The 19,886-nt window shown below is 72.8% G+C and carries 2 protein-coding genes; both read right to left on the reverse strand.

The genetic code is table 11. From position 1 onward, the window contains the following. Window positions 1-51 precede the first annotated feature (51 nt). The gene (locus AMYNI_RS44090) at window positions 52-12,147 is read right to left on the reverse strand and encodes a non-ribosomal peptide synthetase (protein WP_211225471.1); all 12,096 of its coding nucleotides are present in this window, start codon (window positions 12,145-12,147) and stop codon (window positions 52-54) included. Continuing rightward, window positions 12,144-19,886: a non-ribosomal peptide synthetase gene (locus tag AMYNI_RS44095; protein ID WP_040405617.1), complete on the reverse strand. Its 7,743-nt coding sequence runs from the start codon at window positions 19,884-19,886 to the stop codon at window positions 12,144-12,146. Before AMYNI_RS44095 ends, AMYNI_RS44090 begins: the two co-directional genes overlap by 4 nt.

Here is a 19,886-nt window from a genome sequence, read left to right on the forward strand (position 1 = left end):
ACCCCAGGGATGTAAAGCAAGCCTTACCTAACAGTAGCGCGAGTCCCGGTGTCAATCCGCACCGCCCCGAGCGGCGGCGGCGAACAACTCGGCCAATTCGTCGAGCAGTTCCTTGGCATCGGCGGTGCTGAACAGCTCGGTGCGGAACGCGAGTCGCAGATGCAGCCGGGAGCCGGGAGTGACCCACAGGGTCAGCGGATGGTGCATGTTGTCCCAGCCGCTCGTCGCGATGACCCGCGGGCCCGCGGCATCGGGGCCGGCGCCGCGCGGGAAGTTCTCGAACACCACCAGCGTGTCGAACAACTTGGCGCATCCGGCCGCCGCCGCGATCCGGTCCGCGCCGAGGAATTGGTGCTCCAGCGTCCTCGCCTGTGCCGCCTGCAACTCGGTCAGCAGCCCGGTGAACGGGATCGTGCCGATCCCGCGCACCCGCACCGGCACGGTGTTCACGAACAGCCCCGGCGTCTCCTCCGCGCCAGCGAGCTCGGCCGGACGACCGGAGACCATGGCGCCGAACAGCACGTCCCGGCTGCCGGTGCGGCGGGCCAGCAGCTCGCCCCATACCGCCTGCACGAGCACGTTCGCGGTGACCTCGGTGGCGCGGGCCAGCCGGTCCAGGCGCCCGGTCACCTCCTCGTCCAGCTCCAATGCCAGTTGGGCCGGCGCGGAGTCCGGCGCGGGCGCGGCGTCGGGCGCGATCAGCGTCGGGCCGGGCAGGTCCCGCAGTTCCGCCAGCCAGGCCCGTTCCGCGGCCAGGTGGTCGCGGCCGCGCAGCCAGCCGAGGAAGTCCCGGTACGGCCGCACCGCGGGCGGCTCGACGCCGCGGTAGCGGGCGAGCAGCTCACCGACCAGCAGGGCGCTGGACCAGCCGTCCAGCACCAGGTGGTGCCCGGTGAGCACGAGCCGATGCCGCGTCGCACCGGTACTGGCCAGCACGAACCTCAGCGGCGCCGGATCGTCCAGCGGCACCGGTTGCGCACGCTCGTCGAGCACCAGCCGATCCACCTCGTCTACTGTGGACAGTTCGGCGTACCGCCAGCGCACCGCAGGGTCGGGCTGCACGAGTTGCACCGCCATACCGGCCGCGGTGCGCACGAAGGCGGTCCGCAGGTTGGCATGCCGGGCGACGAGCCCTTCGGCGGCCCGGCGCAGCCGGGCCTGGTCGAGTTCGCCTTCGAGATCGAGCACCAGCTGCACGGTGTAGACCGACCGGCCGCATTCCCCCGATTCGGCGAGGCCGAACATGGTCCGCTGCAACGGGGTCTGCGGCCAGATGTCCGCCGTGCGCGGGTACGCGCCGATCAGCTCGTCCACTTCGGACTGAGCCAGGGCGACCAGCGGGAAGTCCGACGGACTGTGTCCACCGGCGCCCTCTTGTCCGATATGGACGGACAACGCGCGCAGGGCGTCGAACCAGCGCCGGGCCAGCTCGGCCACCTCGGCCTCGCGCAGGATGCCACCGGCGAAGGACCACTGCGCGACCAGCTCCGGGCCGCCGGCACCATCCCTGGTCAGCGCGTTCAGGTCCAGCACGTGCGGCGCGGGCATCGCCGGGTCGAGTGCGCCACCCAGCACGCCCGCCTCCGGCGCGGGCGTCCACGGCGCCTCGTCCGCCCGGCCGGCGTCGAAGCGGCCGAGGTAGTTGAACCCGATCTCCGGCCGGGGATGGCGGGCCAGGGTGTCGCGGGTGTCCGGGTTGAGGTGCCTCAGCATGCCGAAGCCGAGCCCACTGTCCGGAATGGACCTCAGGCTTTCCTTGACCCGCTTGACGATCGTGCCCAGCACCGGCCCACTGGCCAGTGCCTCGTCCAGTACTGCGTCCTCGGTCGGATGCACGTCCAGCCGGAACGGGAAGACGCTGGTGAACCAGCCGACCGTGCGGGAGAGGTCGGCACCGGGTACGGCCTGCTCCTCGCGGCCGTGTCCTTCCAGCTCGACCAGTACCGGCCCCGCCGGCCCGCCCCGGTCCCGCCGCCAGGCGGCCAGCGCCACCGCGAGACCCGCGAGCAGGACCTCGTTCACCCCCGCGTGGAAAGCGGCCGGGACCTTGGTGAGCAAGGGTTCCACGTGCTCGGCGGGAAGCGTCAAGCTGAGCTGTCCCAGCCCGGCAGCGGTGTCGGTGGCCGGGTCCAGCGCGCGGTCGCCCAGCGGGGACCGCGGGCCGTCGAGCATGCCGGTCCACAGCTCCAGCTCGGCTACCCGCTCCGGGGCCGCGGCCAGCTCGGCGAGCCGGGTCGCCCAGGTCCGGAACGAGGTGCCGGTCCGCTCCAGGACCCCGGCTTCCCAGGCTGCCGCGAGGTCCTCGCGCAGCACCCGCCAGGACACCCCGTCCACGGCGAGGTGGTGCACCGCGAGCAGCAGCCGTCCCTGTTCCACTGGCCCCGCGTCGAACCAGACTCCCCGCACCAGCACGCCCGCGGCGGGATCGAGACCGTCGAAGGCCGCCCGCGCGCCGTCGGCGAGCACGTCCCGCCGCCGCTGTTCGTCGAGGCCGCGGAAGTCGACCCTGGTCAGCACGGACTCCGCCGGCACCGAACCGGGAGGCCGGAACTCCAGGCGCCACGGGCTCCCGTGCACCCGGCCGCGCAAGGCGTCGTGGCGGTCCAGCACCGCCCGCAGCGCGGCGATCAGCCGGGGCAGCTCGGCCCCGGCGGGGGTCCGCAGCAGCATCGACAGACTGAAGCGGTCCGGCACCGGGCCGTCCTCGGCCAGCCGCAGCAGGATCGGCGTCAGTGGCACCGGGCCGGTGCCGGCGTCCGGATCGTCCACTTCGGACGGATCGCCGATCTCGGTGGCCAGCTCGGCGATCCCGGCGACGGTCTTGCCCTCGAACACCTGCCGGGGCGTGATCCGCAGACCGGCCGCCCGTGCCCTGCTGGTGAGCTGGATGGAGATGATGCTGTCCCCGCCGAGGGAGAAGAACCCGTCCTCGGCGCCGACCTGTGCCACGCCGAGGATCTCGGCGAACAGCCCGGCCACCAGCTCTTCGCGCGGGCCGCGCGGAGCCCTGCGGTCGGCCGCCCCGGAGAAGTCCGGCACCGGCAGCGCCGCCCGGTCCACCTTGCCGTTCGTGGTCACCGGCAGCCGGTCCAGCGGCACCAGCGCGGCCGGCACCAGGTAGTCCGGCAGCACCTCCGCGACCCGGCGGCGCAGCTCGCCGAGGTCGAGCCGGACTCCGTCGCGGGGCACCAGATAGCCCACCAGGCGGCGGATCCCCGGCTGGTCCTCGCGCACGATCACCACCGACTGGGCGACCCCGTGCTGCGCCGACAGCGCGGCTTCGACCTCACCCGGCTCGATCCGGAAACCGCGGATCTTGACCTGGTCGTCCACCCGGCCGAGGAAGTCCAGCTCGCCGGTGTCCCGCCAGCGGACCAGGTCCCCGGTGCGGTACAGCCGGGCGCCCGGTGTCCCGAACAGATCGGCTACGAATCGGGTCGCGGTCAAGCCGTGCCTGCGGTGGTAGCCGCGGGCCAGCCCGGCCCCGCCGAGGTAGAGCTCACCGGCCACACCGACCGGGACCGGGCGCAGGAACTCGTCCAGCACATAGGCACGGGTGCCGGGGTCGGGACGGCCGATCGGCACCGGCCCCGGAGCCCAGCCCGGCCCCCGGATCCAGGTCGTGGAGTTCACCGTGGCCTCGGTCGGGCCGTAGAAGTTGATCAGCCGCCGTCCGGTGAACCGGGTGACCAGCTCGGGTGGCATCCGCTCCGCCCCGACGGCGAGGATCGCGCCGTCCGGCAGCTCGGCCTCCACCGGCAGCATCCCGATGAACGACGGCGGCACGTTGATCACGTTCACCCGGTGCTCACGCAGGTACTCGACGAACGGCTCGTCCGGCACTCGGCGGTCCTCCGGCGCGACGACCAGTGCGCCGCCGGAGACCAGCGGGATCATCATCTGCCAGAAGGACAGGTCGAAGCTGATCGAGACGAAGTGCAGCATCCGGGTTGACTCGCCGGCACCATAGGCGATCTGTTGCAGGGCAACGAGTTTCGCCACTCCTTCATGGGTGACCAGCACGCCCTTGGCCGCGCCGGTCGAACCCGAGGTGTAGATCAGGTAGGCCGCGTTGTGCACCCGCAGCGGCGCGGTGCGGTCCGCGTCGGACGGCTGGGTCGAAGCGAAGCCGGACAGCGGATCTTCGTCGAGCACCACGCGCCGCATCCCGGCCGGGGCGCCGATCCGGCCGGTCAGCGCCGAGACCGTGACCAGTGCGACCGGGCCGGCGTCGGCCAGCATGGTCGCAATCCGCGCGTCCGGGTAGTCCGGGTCCAGCGGCAGGTAGGCGGCACCGGACTTGAGCACGGCGAGCATCGCGACGATCATCTCGGCCGAGCGCGGCAGCGCGATCGCCACCACCCGTTCCGGGCCGGCCCCGGCCGCGATCAGCGCGTGCGCGAGCCGGTTCACCCGCGCGTCCAGCTCCGCGTAGGTCAGCTCCACGTCCTCGAACACCAGCGCGGTGTTGCCCGGGGTGCTGGCCACCTGCGCGTCGAACAGCTCCGGCAGCGTCACCGGCTCCGGGATCGCCCCGCTTTTCCCATCGTTCCAGTCGTTCCACGCCACCAGCAGCCGGTCTTGCTCCGCCGGGGCGAGCAGGTCGAGATCGCGCACCGTCCGGTCCGGCTCGGCGACCGCGTCCGACAGCAGCCGGACCAGCCAGCCGGCGATCCGCTCGGCGGTGGCGCGGTCGAACAGGCCGGTGCGGTAGTTCACCGAACCGGTGATCGCGCCCTCGCGCCGTTCGGTGAACACGAAGGTGAGGTCGAACCTGGCCACCTCGTCCGGCGCCGCCACCGCGGTGGTGACCAGCCCCGGCAGCGAAACCCCGCCACCGTCGCGGTTCTGGTACACGACCATCACCTGGAACAGCGGATGCCTTGCCAGTGAGCGCTCCGCCCCGACCACCTCGACGAGCCGTTCGAAGGGCACGTCCTGATGGGCGTAGGCGGCCAGGCTGGTCTCCCGGACCCTGGCCAGCAGCTCGCGGAAGGACGGGTCACCGGAGACGTCCGTACGCAGCACCAGGGTGTTCACGAAGAACCCGACCAGGTCCTCCAGCGCCTGGTCGCCGCGCCCGGCCACCGGACTGCCCAGCGGGATGTCCTCCCCCGCACCGAGGCGCTTGAGCAGCGCGGCGACCGCGGCCTGTGCCACCATGAACCCGCTCGCCCCGGACTCCAGCGCCAGCGCGCGCAGCCGGTCGGCCACCGGCTCGGCCAGCCGGAACGGCACCGATGCACCCGCGGTGTCGGTGAACGCCGGGCGCGGCCGGTCCAGTGGCAGCGCCAGCTCCGGCGGCAGGTCCGCGAGCGCTTCCCGCCAGTACGCGACCTGCTGGGAAAGCACGCTGTCCGGATCGTCCTCGGTGCCGAGCAGTTCCCGTTGCCACAACGCGTAGTCCGCGTACTGCACCGGCAGCGGCGCGAACTCCGGCGCGGCGCCGGCGACTCGCGCCTCGTACGCGGTGGCGAGATCACGCAGCAACGGCCCCGCCGACCACTCGTCTGCCGCGATGTGGTGCACCAGCAGCAGCAACGCGGACTCGCCGTGGCCGAGGTCGAAGAGCCAGGCCCGCAAGGGAATCTCCGCGGACAGGTCGAACCGGTACCTGGCGGCTTCGGCGAGCCGGTCCGCCAGCACCGCCTCGGTCACCGGCCGCACCGGCAGTGCGAAGTCCACTTCGGACGGTTCGAGCACGGACTGGTAGCCCTTGCCGTCCTCCTCGCCGAACACCGTGCGCAGGCTCTCGTGCCGGGCCAGCAGATCGCCGACGGCGGCCCGCAGCGCGGCGACGTCCAGGTCACCGTGCAGCCGCGCGGCCAGCGGGATGTTGTAGGTGTGGTGCGGCCCCTGCAGCCGGTCGAAGAACCACAGCCGCTGCTGGGCGAAGGACAGCGGGATCCGCCGCGGCCGCGGCATCGGCACCAGGGCCGGTCCGCCAGGCGCGGTCTCGGCGGGCAGTGCCGCCAGCCCGGCCACCGTGGGCTGGTCGAAAAGCCGGCGCAGCGACACCTCGATGCCGAGCGCGGCCCTGATCCGGGACACCAGCCGGGTGGCCAGCAGCGAATGGCCGCCCAGTGCGAAGAAGTCGTCGTGCACGCCGACCTCCGGCACACCGAGCACCTCGGCGAAAAGTCCGGCCAGCGCCCGTTCCCGCTCATCGCGCGGCCGCGCACCCGCGTCGGTGACCCGGTGCTCCGGAGCCGGCAGTGCCGCGCGGTCAACCTTGCCGTTGGGGGTCAGCGGCAGCGCGTCCAGCACCACGATCGCGGAAGGGACCAGGTAGTCCGGCAGCACCCCGGCGAGGTAGCCGCGCAGCTCGGCCGGTTCGCAGTCCCCGGCGGACGAAGGCACCACGTAGGCGGCGAGACGGCGGTCGCCGGGCACGTCCTCGCGGTCGATCACCACCCCGTGCGCCACCGCGGGATGGCGCAGCAGCACGGACTCGATCTCGCCGAGCTCGATCCGGAAACCGCGGATCTTCACCTGGTCGTCGGCCCGGCCGTGGAACTCCAGCTCACCTTCGGCGTTCCAGCGCACCAGGTCCCCGGTGCGATAGAGCTGGGCGCCCGGCCTGCCGAACGGGTCCGCGACGAACCGGGTGGCGGTCAGGCCGGGACGTTCGAGATAGCCCCTGGCCAGCCCGGAGCCACCCACGTACAGTTCGCCGAGCACGCCGGGCGGGACCGGCCGGAGCGCGGTGTCCAGCGCGTAGACCGCGGTGTTGTCCACCGGCAGCCCGATCGGCACCGCGCCGGACCCGCCGGGACGGCACTCCCACAGCGTGCTGTCCACGGTGGTCTCGGTCGGCCCGTAGGAGTTGAACATCCGGTGCGTGCCGGCCCAGCGGTCCACCAGCTCCGCGGTGCACGCCTCCCCCGCGACGATCACCGTCACCCCGGCGGGCAGGGCGTCGTCCCCCGGCAGGGAGGCCAGTGCGGCGGGCGGCAGGGTGACATGGGTGATCCGGTGTTCGGTCAGGAACTCGGCCAGTTCGGCGCCCAGCCGCCGTTCCGCCGGCACGATCACGCAGGCGGCCCCGGCCAGCAGGGCCATGTAGATCTCCCACACCGACGTATCGAAGCTGATCGAAGCGAACTGCAGCACCCGCGAACCGGGCTCGACCGCGAAACGCTCGGTCATGGTGGCGGACAGGCTGGGCAGGCCGGCGTGCGAGACGACCACGCCCTTCGGCCTGCCGGTCGAGCCGGAGGTGTAGATGACGTAAGCGGCGTTACCCGGTCGCAGCGGGCAGCTCCGCTCCGCGTCCGTCGGGTCGGTGCCGGGCATGGCGGCGATCCGGCCCGCCGTCTCCGGGTCGTCGAGCGGGATCAGCGGCGCCACCTCGGGCAGCGTTCCGGCGAGCGAACCGGTCGTGAGCACCGCGGACGGCTCGGCGTCCCAGAGCAGATAACCGATCCGCTCGGCCGGGTAGGACGGATCCACCGGCAGGTAGGCGGCTCCGGCCTTCAGCACCGCGAGCATGGCCACGATGGTGTCCACCGAACGGGGCAGTGCCACCGCGACCGTGCGCTCCGGGCCGATCCCCCGCGCGATCAGCGCGTGCGCGAGCCGGTTGGCCCTGGTGTTGAGTTCCTGGTAGCTCAGCACGGTGCCGTCGAACTCGACCGCGGTCGCGGACGGGCCGCGGCGCGCGTGCGCTTCGAACAGCTCCGGCAGGGTGGCCTCGGGCACCGCGCGCCCGGTGTCGTTGCGGAACACCAGCAGCTCCGCCAGCTCGTCCCGGCCGAGCAGGTCGAGCCCGCCGACCGGACGGCTCGGCTCGGCCAGCGCGGCGCCGAACAGGGTCGCCAGCCAGCCGGCGATGCGCTCGGCGGTGGCCGCGTCGAACTGGTCGGTGCTGTAGTTGAGCGCGGCGTCCATTCCGTCGCCGCGCTCCGCGAAGGAGAACGTGAGGTCGAACTTGGCCGCGCCGGTGCCCGCGGCGACCGGTTCGGTCACCAGCCCGGGCAGGCCCACCGCCGAGGCGGCGCGGTTCTCGTAGGTCACGCCCACCTGGAACAGCGGGTGCCGCGAAACCGAGCGGGCCGGGTTGAGCAGGTCCACCAGCCGTTCGAAGGGCACGTCCTGGTTCGCATACGCGGCCAGGCTGGACTCCCGGACCCGCGACACCAGCTCGCGGAACGACGGGTCGCCCGACACGTCCGCCCGCAGCACCAGCGTGTTCACGAAGAACCCGACCAGCTCGTCCAACGCCTCGTCGCCGCGCCCGGCAACCGGGCTGCCCAGCGGGATGTCCTCCCCGGCACCGAGCCTCGCCAGCAGCGCGGCCACCGCGGCCTGTGCCACCATGAACACGCTCGCGCCGGACTCCAGCGCCAGCTTGCGCGCACGCCGGTGCAGTTCGGGCGGCAGCGGGACGGAGACCGACGCGCCCCGGTAGCTCGGCCGCGCCGGACGCGGACGGTCCCGTGGCAGCTCCAACTCATCCGGCAGCCCGGCCAGCGCCTTCTCCCAGTACGCCAGCTGCCCGGCGAGCACACTGCCGGGATCGTCCTCGGTGCCGAGGAATTCCCGTTGCCACAGCGTGTAGTCCGCGTACTGCACCGGCAGCGGCGCGAAATCCGGGGCCACACCGGCGACCCGCGCCGCGTACGCGGTGGCCAGATCACGCAGCAACGGCCCCGCCGACCACTCGTCCGCCGCGATGTGGTGCACCAGCAGCAGCACCGCGTGCTCCCCCGGCCCGAGGGTGAACACCCAGGCGCGCAAGGGAATCTCCCGTTCCAGGTCGAACTCGTGGCGGGCCGCCGCGGCGAGCGCCGCGGACAGCTCGTCCTCGGTGCAGCGCGACTCCACCAGCTCGGGCGAAGCGGCTTCGAGCACCACCTGGCGGGCATGGGTATCGGACTCGGCGAACACGGTGCGCAGGCTTTCCTGCCGGGTCACCAGATCGCCTACCGCGGCCCGCAGCGCGGTGACGTCCAGGTCACCGCGCAGCCGTGCGGCCAGCGGGATGTTGTAGGTCGCGCTCGGCCCCTCCAACCGGTGCAGGAACCACAGGCGCTGCTGGGCGAAGGACAACGGCAGCTCATCCGGGCGAGCCATCGGCCGGATCGGTGGACGGATCGCCGCGGTCTCATCCAGCCGCCCGGCCACCCCGGCGACCGTGCGGGCGTCGAAGAGCACCCGGATCGGCAGCTGCACCCCGAGCATGGCGCGGATCCGACTGACCAGCCGGACCCCGAGCAGCGAATGCCCGCCGAGGGCGAAGAAGTCGTCGTCGATCCCCACCGAGGCGACGCCGAGCACCTCCGCGAACAACTCCGCCAGCAGCTCTTCCTGCGGCGAACGCGGCGCCCGGCCCGCCTTCTCCACCACCCGGCGCGTCAGGGTCAACGCCTGGCGATCGAGCTTTCCATTGGCGTTCAACGGAAGCTCGTCCAGTACGACGACCGAAGAAGGCACCATGTACGACGGCAGCAGCGACTCGACGTGCGCGGTGAGCGCGGCCGGTCCGGCGCCGGGTCCGGTCACGAAAGCCGCCAGCGCACCGGTTTCGTCCAGCACCACGGCGGCGTTGGCCACTTCGGGATGGCGCAGCAGGGCCGCTTCCACCTCGCCAAGCTCGATCCGGAAACCGCGGATCTTCACCTGGTCGTCCACCCGGCCGAGGAACTCGAGCTGTCCCGCCGGGCTCCACCGCGCCAGGTCCCCGGTGCGGTAGAGCGGGGTGCCCGGCGCACCGAAGGGGTTCGCGACGAACCGGCTTGCGGTCAGCGCGGGCCGGTTCCGGTAGCCCGCCGCGATCCCGGGCCCGGCGAGGTACAGCTCTCCGGTCACCCCCGGCGGCACCGGCGCCAGTGCCGCGTCCAGCACGTAGGCCCTGGAGTTCCCGATCGGGCGGCCGATCGGCGGCGCGGCTTCTTCCTCGGCCGCGCCCTCGGCGTACCAGGCCGTCGCGTACACGGTGGCCTCGGTGGGCCCGTAGATGTTGGCCACCTTGGCCTCGGGCAGCCGCTCCCGCAGCCGCCGGACCAGGCTGCCCGGCAGCGCTTCCCCGGCCAGCACCACGATCCCGGCCGAAAGCTCCAGCCGGTCGTCGTCCAGCACCGTGGCCAGCACCGAGGGAACCCCGCTGAGCAGGCTGAAAGCACGCGGCCCGGTAACCTCGGCGAGTTCGAGCAGGTCCCGCACCAGCTCGATCGAACCACCGGAGAGCAGCGGCGCGAAGATCTCGAACACCGACACGTCGAAGGTGAGCGAGGTGGACGCGAGCACGTAGGCCAGCCCGTCCCGGCCGAACTCGGCACGGGCCCATGCGACGAGCGCGGCCACGTTCTCGTGCGCGACCACGACACCCTTGGGCCTGCCGGTGGAACCGGAGGTGTAGATCGTGTAGGCGGGATGCACCGGACACAGTGGACGGACGCGCTCAGCGTCGGTGAGGTCTGCCGCGGAGTATCCGGCCAGTTCCGCAGCCACGTCGTCGAGCATCAGCGGCGTGAGCACCAGCCCCGGGCTCGCGTCCGCCAGCACGAAGGCAAGGCGCTCGGCCGGATGCGCCGGGTCCAGCGGCAGGTAGGACGCCCCGCACTTGAGCACCCCGAGCAGGGCGACGACCAGCCCGGCATTCCTCGGCAGCGCCACCCCCACCGAGCCCCCCGGCCCCACTCCCCTGGCCAGCAGCAACCTGGCGAGCCGGTTGGCGCGCTCGTTGAGCTCGCGGTAGCTCAGCATCTCCCCGTCACAGCGCACCGCCGTGGCGTCCGGGTCCCGCGCCACCTCGGCCTCGAACAACGCCGGGATCGTCTCCGCGGGCACTTCGAAGGCGCTGCCCTGCCACTCGTGCAGCACGTTCCGGCGCTCGGCCGCGGTGAGCACGCTGAGGTCGGCGAGTTTGCGGCCGGGGTCGGCGAGCACCGTGCGGAACAGCGCACCGAGCCGGCCGGCGAGTTCCTCGGCGGTGGCCGCGGACAGCACATCCGGCCGGTACTTCAGCTGCAGTCGCAGCTTTCGCCCCGGCACGACCACCACGGTCAGCGGGTAGTGCGTGGCGTCCCGGCCACCCGCTGCGGAGACGCGGAGCCCGGTTTCTTCGGCGGGCCCCTGTCCTGGCGGGTAGTTCTCGAATACGAAGAGGGTGTCGAACGCTTCGCCGGTGCCTGCCGCCGCCTGGATCTCGGCCAGCCCGAGGTGCTGGTGTTCCAGCAGCCCGGCCTGTTCCCGCTGCAACCCGGCCAGTACCTCGCGCACCGGGGCGGACGCGGGCAGCCGGACCCGGACCGGCACCGTGTTCACGAACAGCCCGAGCATCGATTCGACCCCGGCGAGCTGGGCGGGACGGCCGGAAACCGTGCTGCCGAAGACCACGTCGTCGCGGCCGGTGACCGCGCCGAGCAGGATCGCCCACACGCACTGGACGATCGTGTTCGAGGTGAGCCGGTCCAGCTTGGCCAGCGCGTCCAGCCGCTCGGTGTCCTCTTCGGACAGTTCCACGGTGACCTGCTCGGGCAGGACCGCCCCGGCCGCGGAGCCGGGCGGGGTGAGCAGCGTCGGCTCGGTCAGCCCGGATAGGGACTCCCGCCACGCCTCTCGCGCGGCATCGGCATCCTGGCCGGCCAGCCAGCTCAGGTAGTCCCGGTACGGACGCGGCCGCGGCGGCTCGGTGCCCGGCTCGGCGTACAGCGTGAGCAGCTCGCGGATCACCAGCGGCAGCGACCAGCCGTCCAGCACGATGTGGTGATGGGTGAACAGCAGCCGGTGACGGGCGGGGGCGAGCTTCAGCAGGGTGAAGCGCACCAGCGGCGGCTGGGTGAGGTCGAACCGGCGGGTCCGGTCGGCATCGCGGATGCGGTCGGCCTCCGCCGCGCGGTCCGCTTCCGGCAGCCCGGTGAGGTCGGCCGAGTGCCACGGCAGCTCCACCTGGCGGGGCACCAACTGCACCGGCTCGCCGTTCTTCCGCCGCCGGAAACAGGCCCGCAGCACCGAATGCCGCGTCACCAGCCGTTCCGCCGCGGCCCGCAGCCCCGCTTCGTCCAGCTCGCCGTCGAGATCCACCGCGAGCTGGACCAGGTACACGTCCGGTTCCCCAGTGGTGCCGGCGGTCGCGTGGAAGAGCAACCCCTGCTGCAACGGGGACAGCGGCAAGATGTCCTCGAGGCCCTGCTCCGTGCTCACACCGTTCTCCACTCTGCTTCGAACTCGTCGATCTCGTCCTGGTCCAGCCCGGTCAGCGCCAGATCGGAGGGCGTGTGCCCGCCGGCCCCACCCCCGCCGGCGTGCCCGGCCAGCGCCCGCAGCGCGCGGAACCAGCCCTCCGCCAGCTCCGCGGTGTCCGCCTCGCCCAGCAGCCGGCCGGCCCAGGACCAGCCCGCCCGCAGCACCGGCCCATCCGGTCCATCCACAGTGGACGCATTGAGGTCCACCACCCGCGGCGCGGGCAGCCCTGGCCCCGCACCGGGGGCCAGCAGCGCGCTCTCCGGCGCGATGGTGAACCCGGTGGCCGGCGCATCACCGGTGCGAAGCCTGCCGTGGTAGTTGAAACCGAGCTGCGGCTCGGCGAACGCGGCCAGCGCGGGGCCGGTGCGCGGGTTGAGGTGGCGCAGTAGTCCGTATCCGGAACCGTTGCCGGGCAGGGCACGCAGCGTCTCCTTGACCCGTTTCAGCGCGCGGCCCGCCGAAGGCCCGCCCGCCAGCGCATCGGACAGATCCAGACCGCCGAGGTCGAGGCGCAGCGGGAACAAGCTGGTGAACCAGCCGACGGTGGAGGTGACGTCGGCGCCCGGCAGCAGGTGCTCCTCGCGGCCGTGCCCTTCCAGCGCGACCAGCACCGAGGTTTCGGCCGCACCGCGGCGGTGGCGCCACTCGCGTACCGCCATCGCCAGCCCGGTCAGCAGCACATCGTTGATCCCGGCGTGGAAGGCGGCCGGCACGGTGGTGAGCAGCTCGCGGGTGACGTCCACAGGCAGTTCGCGCACCAGGTGCCCGACGGTTTCCATGGTGTCCACGGCCGGATCGAGCGCGCGGCCGGTCAGCAGCCGTGCCGGGCCGTCCAGCACTTCGGTCCACAATGGCCACTCGGTGACGAGGTCCTGCGCCCGTTCGGCCAGTCCCGTCGCCCAGGCACGGAACGGGGTGCCGGTGGGTTCGGGCGCGACGCCGGGCTCGGCGAGTGCGCGCTCCAGGTCGTCCAGCAGAATCCGCCAGGACACCCCGTCCACCGCGAGATGGTGCACGGTCAGCAGCAGCCGCCCGGTACCGCCGCGCCCGGGATCGAACCACACCGCGGAGAGCATCCGGCCCCGCTCGGGCGCCAGTTCCGCCAGTGCCCGCGCACTGCGCTCGGTGATCACGTCACCGTCCGATATGTCCACCGTGTTCACCGTGGTCAGCAACGATCGTGCGTCCACCGAACCCGGCGCACCGATCACCAGCGTGCGATCCGCGCGGTCCAGCCGGGAACGCAGCACGGCGTGCCGGTCGAGCAAGACGCCGAGCAGCCGCACCACCGTTTCCTCGTCCACTGTGGACGGCGTGGTGAGCAGCCTGGACTGGGCGAACGCCTCGATGGGCCCACCCCGGTCCAGCAGCCAGTGCATGATCGGGGTCAGCGGCGACACCCCGGTCGCCTCCGGCACCGGCAGGTCTCGCGGTTGCCCAGTGTTCTCGGTGGTCTCGGTGTTCTCGGTGGCTTCGGCGAGCCCGGCCGGGGTCTGCTGCTCGAACACCTGCCGCGGCGTCACCAGCAGACCTTCCCGCCGGGCGGCGGAAACCAGCTGGATGGACAGGATGCTGTCCCCGCCCAAGGCGAAAAAGCTGTCCCGCACCCCCACCTCGGGCAGCCGCAGCAACTCCGCGAACAGCCGCGCGAACACCGCTTCACGCTCGTTGTCCGGCGCGGCCGAACCGGCGCGGGCGCCGAGGTCCGGTACCGGCAGCGCGGCCCTGTCCAGCTTCCCGTTCGGGCTCAGCGGCAGGGCGTCCAGCTTGGTGAACACCGACGGCACCAGGTAGTCCGGCAAGGCCGAGGCCAGCCGCGCCCGCAGCACCGATTCGTCCACTGTGTCTATTTCGGACACTGTGGACGACCGCACCAGATGGGCCACCAAGACCGTGCCGTCCACCACCGAGACGGCGGCGTCGGCAACCTCCGGCTGGGCGACCAGTGCGGCCTCCACCTCACCCGGCTCGATCCGCAGGCCGCGGATCTTGACCTGGTCGTCGGACCGGCCGTGGTACTCCAACTCACCGTCGGCGTTCCAGCGCGCCAGATCACCCGTGCGATAAAGCCTGGCGCCCGGCGGGCCGAAAGGAGCGGCCACGAACCGTTCCGCGGTCAGCCCCGGCCGGTTCAGGTAGCCGCGGGCCAGTTGCACCCCGCCGAGATAGAGTTCGCCGACCACCCCGGGCGGAACCGGCTTGAGCCGCGCGTCCAGCACCAGACAGCTCGTGTTCCAAACCGGCCCGCCGATCGGCACCGGCCCCTCGCCCGGCCGAACCCTGGTCGAGGTCACGTCCACCGCGCACTCGGTCGGGCCGTAGAGGTTGTACAGCGGCACGTCCAGCAGCTCGGCGAACCGGTCGCACAGCTCGCGAGGCAGCGCCTCACCGCTGCACAGCACCCGCCGCAGCCCTGCGCACCGTTCGGGAACCACCGGGTCGGCGAGAAACGCCCTGAGCATCGACGGTACGAAGTGGACGGTGCTGACCCGCTCGGCCCGGATCAGCTCGGCCAGGTAGCCGGGATCGCGGTGCCCCTCCGGCCGCGCCAGCACCAGGGTCGCCCCGGTGATCAACGGCCAGAAGAACTCCCACACCGACACGTCGAACCCGGACGGGGTCTTCTGCAGCACCCGTTCGCCCTCGGTGAGGCCGAACTCGGCCTGCATCCACCGCAGCCGGTTCACGATCGCGCGGTGCGCCACCACGGTGCCCTTGGGCCGGCCGGTCGAACCGGAGGTGTAGATGACGTACGCGGCGTTGTCCGGTGCCGCGCCAGCCCGTGCCGGCGGGCCTTCGGCAGGGCCGCCGGACACGGTGCCGTCCGCCTTGAAACGCAACTGCGGCACCGGGCCAGAACTCTCCGAACCTTCCGGGACCAGTACCAGCACCGGTCCGGCGTCGGCGAGCAGGAACTCGTTGCGCGCGGCCGGATGACCGGGATCCAGCGGCAGGTACGCCCCGCCCGCGCGGTGCACCGCGAGCAGCGCGAGCACCAGCTCCACCGAACGCGGCGCAGCCACCGCGACCACCACCTCCGGCCCGACCCCGCGCCGCCGAAGCGCCTCCGCCAGCCGCTCGACCCGGGTGTCTAGTTCGGCGTAGTCGATCGCCACTCCCTCGGCGACCAGCGCGACGGCCGACGGAACCCGGCGGGCCTGGTCGGCGAACAGGTCAGCCAGCGTGGCGTCCACCAGCTCGGCGCCGGTGTCGTTCCAGGTCCGCAGCACCAGTTCGCGCTCGGCACCGTCGAGCAGTTCGATCCGGCCCAGCGGCAGCTCGGGGTCGGCGACCACGGCATCCACCAGCCGCGCCAGCCTGCTCGCCAGCGATGCCGCGGTGTCCCGGTCGAACAGGTCGGTGCTGTAGGTGACGCTGCCGCTCAGCCCGTCGGTGTCCCGGCGCTCGGCGAAGGCGAAGGTCAGGTCGAACTTCGCCGCCTGCGCGCGCACCGGGACCGGCGAGGACGCCAGCCCCGGCAGGCCGGGCGGCTCCTGGTCGCCGTGCTGGTGCAACACCATCACCTGGAACAGCGGATGCCGCGCCAGCGAACGGGCCGGCTGCACGATCTCGACCAGCCGCTCGAACGGCAGGTCCTGATGGGCGTAGGCGGCGAGGTCGTACTCCCGGACCCGGCCCAGCAGTTCGCGGAACCCGGGATCGCCGGAGACGTCCGTGCGCAGCACCAGGGTGTTCACGAAGAACCCGGCCAGCTCGTCCAACGCGGAGTCGGTACGGCCGGCGATCGGGGTGCCGAGCGGGACGTCCGCACCGGCGCCGAGGCGCGAGAGCAGCGCGGCGACCGCGGCCTGCAGCGCCATGAACGCGGTCGCCCCGGTCTCGCGGGCCAGCGCGCGCAGGGCCCGATGGGTCGCTGGCGAAAGGTGGAAAGGCACGCTGTCGCCACGATGACTCGGCGCGGCGGGACGCGGCCGGTCCGCCGGCAACGTCAGCTCGGCGGGCAGGTCGCGCAGCCGCTCGGTCCAGAACCGCACCTGCTCGCCGAGCGGACTCTCCGGATCGTTCTCGGCGCCGAGCAGTTCCCGTTGCCACAGCGTGTAGTCCGCGTACTGCACCGGCAGCGGCGGCCAGTCCGGGGCCCGCCCGGCCAGCCTGGCCGCGTAAGCCGCACCGAGGTCGCGCAGCAGCGGACCGGCCGACCACTCGTCGGCCGCGATGTGGTGCACCAGCACCAGCACCGCGGATTCGGTTTCGCTCAGCCGGAAAAGCCAGGCGCGCAACGGAATCTCGTGTTCCAGGTCGAATCGGTGCCCGGCGGCCTCGGCCAGCTGCCCGGTCAGCCGCTCCTCCGTGGAGTGCAGTTCGATCAGCTCGGGCGCCTCGGGCGGCAGCACGACCTGACGGGGACGCCCGCCGGTCTCCGGGTAGACCGTGCGCAGGCTTTCGTGCCGGGCGGCGACATCGGCCAGTGCGGCGCGCAACGCACCGGAGTCCAGCTCGCCGTGGAACCTGGCCGCGAACGGGATGTTGTAGGTGGCGCTCGGCCCCTCCAGCCGGTGCAGGAACCACAGGCGCTGCTGGGCGAAGGACAACGGCAGCTCATCCGGCCGTGGCCTCGGCGTCAGCGGTGGCCGCGCGGGTCCGGTGGCACCGAGCAGCGCGGTCAGCCCAGCCACCGTGGGCGCGTCGAAAACGGCCCGCACGGACAGCTCGGTGCCGAACGCCGAACGCAGCCGCGACGCCAGCCGGATGGCCAGCAGCGAGTGCCCGCCGAGGTCGAAGAAGCTCTCGTCCGGCCCGACCGACGCCACCCCGAGCACCTCGGCGACATGCCCCGCCACCAGCTCCTCAGCGGGATTCCGCGGCGCGCCGGGAAACTGGTCGCGCTCATGCCACGGCTCCGGCAACCGGGCGGTGTCGAGTTTCCCATTTGCTGTCAAGGGAAACTCGTCCACCACGACGACGGCCGAAGGCACCAGGTGCGTCGGCAGCCGCTCGGCGAGATACCCGCGCAGCCCCTCTGCCGACGCCGGGTCCTGGCCCGCCGGAACCGCGTAACCGACCAGCCGCCGGTCGCCGCCGGGATGGTCGCGGACCACCACCACCGCCGCGGCCACCGCGGGATGGGCGGCCAGCACCGACTCGACCTCGCCCGGCTCGATCCGGAACCCCCGGATCTTCACCTGCTGGTCGGTGCGGCCGAGGTAGTCCAGCGTGCCGTCCGCCCTCGACCTGGCCAGGTCCCCGCTGCGGTAGAGCACCGAACCGGGCGCGCCGAACGGGTTCGCCACGAACCGTTGCGCGGTGAGCGAAGGGCGGTTCAGATAGCCGCTGGTCACCCCGGCCCCGCCGAGGTACAGCTCGCCCGCGACCCCCGGCGGCACCGGGCGCAACGCGGTGTCCAGCACGTACGCACGCAGGTCCGGGAGCGCGGTGCCGATGCCGCCATCCCGGCCTGGCCCGAGGTCGGCGTGCGTGACGTGCACCGTGGTCTCGGTGATGCCGTACATGTTGACCAGTCGGGTTTCCCCGTGCCGGGCGAACCAGCCGTCCAACCTGGTCTGGTCCAGCGCTTCCCCGCCGAAGATCACCCACCGCAGGGCCAGCCCGGCCGCGGGATGGTCGGCCTCGGCCTGGTCCAGCGCGAAGAACGCGGAAGGCGTCTGGTTCAGCACGGTGACCCGCTCGCGCACCAGCAGGTCGAGGAATTCCTCCGGCGCCCGGCTGACCGGATAGGGCACCACCACCAGCCGGCCGCCGTGCCACAGCGCGCCCCAGATCTCCCAGACCGAGAAGTCGAAGGCGTAGGAGTGGAACCAGGTCCACACGTCGGACGGCGCGAACCCGAACCGCGCGGCGGTGCTGCCGAACAGCCTGGCCAGGTTCCGGTGCGTGACCAGCACGCCCTTGGGCTTGCCGGTGGAACCGGAGGTGTAGATCACGTACGCCGGTTCATCGGGCGCGGGAAGCCGTTCCCCTGCAACGAGTTCCGGCCCGGCGGTGGCCAGGTCTTCCAGCACCACCGCCCCTGCGGGCAGGAGCGCGGCGGTGGCCCGGTCGGTCAGCACGGTGGCCGGGCCGGCGTCCGCGAGCAGGAAAGCGATCCGCTCGGCGGGCTGGTCCGGATCCACCGGCAGATAGGCGGCGCCCGCGCGGAGCACGGCCAGCAGCGCGACCACGGTCTCCGCCGAGCGCGGCAGCGCGACGGCCACCAGCGCACCCCGCCGGACCCCGCGCTCGGTCAGCAGCCGCGCCAGCCTGCCGGACCGCTCGTGCAGTTCCCGATAGCTCAGCACGGTTTCGCCGTGCACCACCGCGGGTGCGTCCGGCGTTCGTGCCGCGTGTTCGCGAATCCGCTCGACCACACCGGTAGCCCCGGCCACCCCGGTTTCGGCGGGCGGATCCGGGACCAGCAGCGCCCGTTCGGCGTCGGTCAGCAGGTCCACCCCGGCCAGCGGCCGGTCCGCCGCGACGGCAAGTTCCTCGCACAGCCGCAGCAGACGGCCGGCGATCCGCTCGGCCTCGGCCGCGGCGAGCAGGTCCGGCCGGTACAGCAGCCCGAGCCGCAGCCGGGTGCCGGGCTGGGCGATCAGGGTGAGCGGGTAGTGCGTGGCGTCGCTGCCGGAGATGTTCGCCAAGCGCAGCCCCGAACTGCGCTGGGCGTCGCCGACCGCGCCGGCGTCGACAGGGTAGTTCTCGAACACCATCAGGGTGTCGAACAACGGGCCGATTCCCGCGTCGCGTTGGATCTCGGCCAGCCCGGCGTGGTGGTGGCCGAGCAGCCGGGACTGTTCGGCCTGCACCCGGCTCAGCAGGTCGGCGAAGGACTCCGCGGGGTCGAGCCGGATCCGCACCGGGACGGTGTTGATGAACAACCCGATCATCTCGCCGGACCCGGCCACCTCCGGCGGCCTGCCGGACACCGTGGTGCCGAACAGCACGTCTTCGCGTCCGGTGAGCCCGCCGAGCAGCACCGCCCAAGCGGCCTGCAGCACGGTGTTCAGGGTGACCCCGGCGCGGCGGGCCAGTGCGACCAGCGCGGCGGTGGTGCCCTCCGGCAGTTCCGCGGTGTGCCGCTCCGGCGCCGCTGACGGCGCACTCGCAGCGGACGCGAGCAGGGTCGGCCCGTCCAGCCCGGCCAGCGCCTCCCGCCAGGCCGCCCGGGTCGCCTCGCGGTCCTGCGCGGCGAGCCACGCCAGGTAGTCGCGGTACGCCGGTGCGGGCGTCAGCGCGCCGGGGTCGCCGCCGGCGGCGTAGAGCGCGAGCAGCTCCCGCACCAGCAGCGGCACCGACCAGCCGTCCAGCAGCAGGTGATGGTGGGTGAGCAGGAGCCGGTGCTCTTCCGCACCCGTGCTCACCGCGGTGAACCGCAGCAACGGCGGCACCGACGGATCGAACCGCGTGCCGCGATCCTGTTCGGCCAGCTCGCGGAACTCCGCCGCCGGATCGTCCACTTCGGACAGATCGACGTGCTGCCAGACCGGGGCAACCTCGACCGGCACCACCTGCACGGCTTCGTCGAGCCCTTCGTGCCAGAACGCCGCCCGCAGGTTGGGATGCCGGCGCAGCAGCGCGGCCGCCGACGCGCGCAGGCGGTCCGGCTCCAGCCTGCCGTGCAGCTCCAGCACGAGCTGCACGGTGTACACGTCGATCCCGTCGCGCTGGTACACCGTGTGGAAGAGCAGACCTTCCTGCAACGGCGACAGCGGCAGGACGTCCTGGATACCGGACCGCAT

The sequence above is a fragment of the Amycolatopsis nigrescens CSC17Ta-90 genome (assembly GCF_000384315.1).
GTDB classification, from domain to species: domain Bacteria; phylum Actinomycetota; class Actinomycetes; order Mycobacteriales; family Pseudonocardiaceae; genus Amycolatopsis; species Amycolatopsis nigrescens.